We start from the raw sequence: 3,397 nt of genomic DNA, 5'->3' as shown, positions 1-3,397 counted from the left end.
ACGTTGGCCAGCCCTCCGAGTTGGGCGGGGAGATTGTCGATGGCGGCTTGGATCGAGTGCGGATCGGAGAGATCGCACGGGATGGTGTCGTCGGTCGCTGTCCGGTCGAGGCCGATGACCTGCACGCCGCGTCGGCGGAGCAGGGTGGCCAGGGCGGCGCCGATCCCGGAGGCCGCGCCGGTCACGACGATGGGGTGGTCGCTCATGCCATCACCGCCCGCACGTCCACAAACTCTTCGATCCCGAGCGTGCCGAGTTCTCGACCGTAGCCCGAGTTGCGCACGCCACCGAAGGGGACCATCGGCCTGTTCCGTGTGCGGACACCGTTGATCTTCACCTGCCCGACGGACAGGCGCGCGGCCACCGCGTGCGCGTGGTCAACGCTTCCCGACCACACTTCGGCGGACAGACCGTAGTCGCTGTCGTTGGCGATGCGGACGGCGTCCTCGACGTCGCGGTAGGGCTGCACCACCACGACGGGGCCGAAGATCTCGTCGCGGACCGCATCGGCGTTCTCTGGGAGGTCGACGATCACGGTCGGATCGACGAAGTAACCGCGTTCGCGGGTTGCCGGCCCGGTGTCAGATCCGGTGATCAACCGTCCTCCCTGATCTACTGCTCGTCGGATGTGAGCCAGCACTGCGGTCTTTTGGACCTCGGTGACCAGGGGCCCGTGGGTCGTGGCCTCGTCCATGGGGTCACCGAGCGAGAATTGCGCGGCGGCGTCCTGCAGAAGGTCTACGACATCATCCATGCGGTCGGCGGGGACGAGCATCCGGGTGGTGGCGTTACATGCCTGACCGGAATTGACGAGGCCGGAGGTCAATGCGGACGGAATGGCCACCGTGAGGTCGGCGTCCGAGAGGACTAGCGCCGGGGATTTGCCTCCGAGTTCGAGCGAGCACTTCGTCAGGGACGCCGCAGCGAGACCGGCGACCGCCTTACCTGCTCGGACACTCCCGGTGAACGACAGCCGTGACAGGGCGGGATGAGCCGCCAGTGCAGCGCCGGTGGCGGGACCGGTTCCGGTCACCACGTTGATGAGCCCATCCGGTGCGCCCGCCTCGTGGAAGATCTCGGCGATCCTGAGGGCGTCGTACGGGGTCTGCTCCGAGGCTTTGAGAACGACGCTGCATCCCGCTGCGACCGCCGCCGAGATCTTGGCGATGATCTGGTGGACGGGCATGTTCCACGGGGTGATGGCTCCCACCACGCCGGCGCCGTAACGGTGGAGGATCGCGCCGTCCGCCTCCTCCTGCCAGGGAAAATCGGTACGAGCCAAGGCGGCGGTGGCCCGTAGGACCCGCGCGGGAAGTTGGGCCTGGGTCACCCGGGCGAGGGTGATCGGCATACCCATCTGGCGGGTGACGAGTGCCGCGAGCTGGTCGCCCTGGTGCTCCAGCTGATCGGCGACGAGTTCCAAGAGCTGAGCGCGGTCGCTCACTGGCGTCTCCCGCCAGACCGCGTGGGCGCCCGCGGCCGAGTGCACGGCCCTGTCCACGAGCTGCGCTCCGGCTTCGGGGAGGCTGCCCATGGGTTGCTCGGTGTACGGGTTGATGATGTCTCTCAGCGGCCCGTCGGCGATGAGATGCTCGCCGCCGATGAAGCAGGCGGCCGGGGGGAGTGGCTCAGGCATGACGGTGCTCCAACCTGACGTCGAGTCGCTTAGTACCACGGAAGAAGTTGCTCCGCAGTCGTGCGGGACCGCCCATGACCTCGAGTCGCAGGTTCCGCTCGGCCAACCGCGAGTAGAAGAGTCGCGCCTCGAGCCGGGCGAGGTTGGAGCCGAGGCAGGCGTGCTCGCCCCAGCCGAAGCCCAGGTGGTCGTTGGGGTGTCGGTCGGCGATGAACTCATCGGCTCGTTCGAATGCCCGGGGGTCGCGGTTTGCTGAGGTGAACCACATGACGACCTTGTCGCCCTGGCGGATCGTCTTGCCGTGCATCTCGACGTCGCGGGTCGCGTTGCGTCGCATGCAGATGATGGGGCTAACCCAGCGCAGCATCTCCTCCACGGCCAGGCGCGACTTCGCGGGCTGCTGGTAGAGGGCCTCCCACGCCTGGGGGTTCTGGTGGAGGGCGTAGGTGCCACCAGACAGTAGGTTCCGGGTGGTCTCGTTTCCGGCGACCATGATGATGAGGTAGTACGCGTCGAGTTCGCCTCGGGTCAGGGGCTTGCCGTTAGCGGATCCATTCACCAGAGCGGAGATGAGGTCGTCAGCGGGGGCGATCCGTCGCTGATCCTCGAGACTACGGAAATACTCGAAAATCTCATTGCGGGCGGCCACGGCGTCTTCCGGACCGGTGGAATGCTCCGGGTCGTCCGGGGACATCCGATTGGTCCATTCGATGATCCGGTCACAGTCCTCCAGGGGTGCACCAAGGAGCCGGCTGATCATCACCACAGGCAGGCGTGCCGATATCTCGTGGACGAAGTTGAACGTGCCCTGCCCGACGTGCTTATCAAGTAGCTCATCGATCACGGTGCGGATGTCCGGCTCGAGGGCCTTGACCTTGACGGGACGCAGATGCGGGGTCGAGACCCGCCGAAGAGGTCCGTGGTCCGGCGGATCCACGTGGTGGATACTCCGAGCTCCCTCACCTTCGGCTCGGCGACTCGGGATCTGCGTGCCCTGCGCCACGGTGAAGGCAGAATGGTTATTGGCTACCGCAACCACATCTTGGTAGCGCGTGACCGACCAGAATCCGGGACCTCCGTCCGGTTCAGCGTTCCAGTGCAGGGGATCATGCTCGCGAAGGTGGGCGAAGAGCTCATGGTCGTAACCGCCCTCGAAGGCGTCCAGATCCATGAGATCGGGGCTGGGAGGAGTAGACATCCGCACTTTCCTAAGAGTCGATTTTGTGACACCTAAACCACTAATCCGAGGGTCGCGGCTGGAGTGGCTCCGTTGCTTTGCCCACCGGCGGCGGATAGTGTGACCCCTACCATAGTGACTATCGGGTCACATTTAAAGCCCGGGTCCGAAATCGGTCACCGTGCCCCCTACGAGAGGAAGACATGGATACCACTTTCGCCCTCCTGCACTCGCTGCGTGTCAAGGGTCTTGCCAGGCCCGAGGTTCTCAGCGGCCTGTCCGGCGTCCCGGTCCGCGATCTGGAGGCCAGGTGTCAACCGCTCGTGGATGCAGGGCTCGTCCTCGCCCGCGGCGGTGCGATGGCCGGCTACATGCTCACGCCGAAGGGAAAGGGTGAGGCCGCCCGGCTCCTTGCGGACGATGCGGAGACGGTCGCCGCGCGGGAAGCGTTGAGTTCATTCGACAGTGCTTTCCTGCCGTACAACACGACGTTCAAGAAGATCTGTCACCGGTGGCAGATCCGGGACGATGAGCAGCCCAACGATCACTCGGATGCCGAGTACGACGCCGCGGTGATCGACGAA

The 3,397-nt window shown here is 65.6% G+C and carries 3 protein-coding genes and 1 pseudogene; 1 reads left to right on the top strand and 3 read right to left on the bottom strand.

Annotated features, from left to right (window positions below):
* The 3 genes from H483_RS40330 to H483_RS37995 all read right to left on the bottom strand — a co-directional run.
* Positions 1 to 206 (bottom strand): SDR family NAD(P)-dependent oxidoreductase (locus H483_RS40330; RefSeq protein ID WP_042330453.1); only part of this gene is annotated, 206 nt, incomplete at its 3' end.
* Positions 203 to 1,636: an aldehyde dehydrogenase family protein gene (locus H483_RS38000; protein ID WP_017838663.1), complete on the bottom strand. Its 1,434-nt coding sequence runs from the start codon at positions 1,634 to 1,636 to the stop codon at positions 203 to 205. The genes H483_RS38000 and H483_RS40330, both read right to left, overlap by 4 nt.
* On the bottom strand, positions 1,629 to 2,834 hold the full coding sequence (locus H483_RS37995; RefSeq protein WP_031265484.1) for a cytochrome P450: 1,206 nt from the start codon (positions 2,832 to 2,834) through the stop codon (positions 1,629 to 1,631). Before H483_RS37995 ends, H483_RS38000 begins: the two co-directional genes overlap by 8 nt.
* A gap of 182 nt (positions 2,835 to 3,016) precedes the next feature.
* Here H483_RS37995 and H483_RS37990 point away from each other — a divergent pair.
* A pseudogene (locus H483_RS37990) lies at positions 3,017 to 3,397 on the top strand (MarR family transcriptional regulator); the annotation flags it as partial.

Origin of the sequence: Dietzia sp. UCD-THP (assembly GCF_000349585.1) — a bacterium.
GTDB classification, from domain to species: Bacteria; Actinomycetota; Actinomycetes; order Mycobacteriales; family Mycobacteriaceae; genus Dietzia; species Dietzia natronolimnaea_A.
The sequence above is the reverse complement of the archived record's forward strand: the minus strand, read 5'-3'. Positions and strand labels throughout refer to the sequence as shown.